We start from the raw sequence: 1,161 nt of genomic DNA, 5'->3' as shown, positions 1-1,161 counted from the left end.
TTCTGGAAGCCCTTGGAAGAAGCTCCGTAAAATGATCATGTTAAAGACGTTGATTGAAACGGGAATGACGAGCGATGCAAGCGAGTCAAGCAAGCCCGTTTGTTTAACGACTAAGAACGTCGGGATCATCCCACCGTTAAAGAGCATTGTAAAAATTACGAAGAACATAATTTGTTTACGTCCGACTAAATCTCTGCGTGACAATCCATATGCCGTAAGCGTTGATAGGAACATACTCCATAACGTTCCTAATAACGTGACACCGATTGATACTAACAATGCTTTAAAAATCGTATCCGTTGAGAAAATATATTTATAAGCCGCTAAGCTAAACTCTGTTGGAAACAGTACAAATCGTTTTTGTGCAAGCTCGGCACTTGTTGTAAATGAACTCGCAACAACGTGAATAAATGGCAGCACTGTCACGAGTGCAATAATGACAAGTAAGAACGTGTTCGTATAATTAAACAGACGGCTGCCTAGTGATTTATCTTCAACCATCAATTTCCCTCCTATTTAAGTAGTACAGGCCCTTGATTAGCTTCTCAAAGATCCAATAAATATTAAAATGAGCTTTGAGAAAAGCGCCGGCACTACACCATTAATAGATTCCTTCTTCGCCGACCTTCTTCGCTAGTCTATTAGCACCCATGACGAGAATCAATCCGACTAATCCTTTGAACAAGCCGATCGCTGTACTGTAACTGTATTGCCCTTGCTTTAAGCCTGTCACATATACGTACGTATCAAAGATTTCTCCAACCTCACGATTCGATGCGTTCAATAATAAGTAAACGTGTTCAAAACCAAGCTCTAGCACATCACCGATTTTTAAGATTAAGAGAATAATGATCACACTTTTGATCGCTGGCAATGTTATATGCCAAATTTGTTGGAAGCGATTCGCTCCATCCATCCGAGCTGCTTCGTACATCGAAGGGTCAACCGCCGCAATGGCAGCCAAGAAAATGATCGTTCCCCATCCAGCTTCACGCCAAATGATTTGTGTAATGTACATCGGTCTAAACCAATTTTCATTTAAAAGGAAGTTGATTTTTTGGAAGCCAAACATTTCTAACAACCCATTCACAAGTCCGCCGTCCATCGTAAGCAACACATAACTGATCGATACGATAATAACCCAGCTCATGAAATGCGGGA

General features: G+C 40.9%; 1 protein-coding gene and 1 pseudogene. Both read right to left on the bottom strand.

Annotated features, from left to right (window positions below):
* Positions 1-501, bottom strand: a pseudogene (locus KHA95_RS22645) (carbohydrate ABC transporter permease); the annotation flags it as partial.
* 100 nt (positions 502-601) lie between these two features.
* The coding region (locus KHA95_RS22640) for an ABC transporter permease subunit (RefSeq protein ID WP_213139830.1) at positions 602-1,161 on the bottom strand (560 nt) is incomplete at its 5' end.

It is taken from the genome of Bacillus sp. FJAT-50079 (assembly GCF_018343515.1).
GTDB lineage: Bacteria > Bacillota > Bacilli > Bacillales > Bacillaceae_C > Lederbergia.
This window is presented reverse-complemented; position numbering and strand designations above follow the sequence as displayed.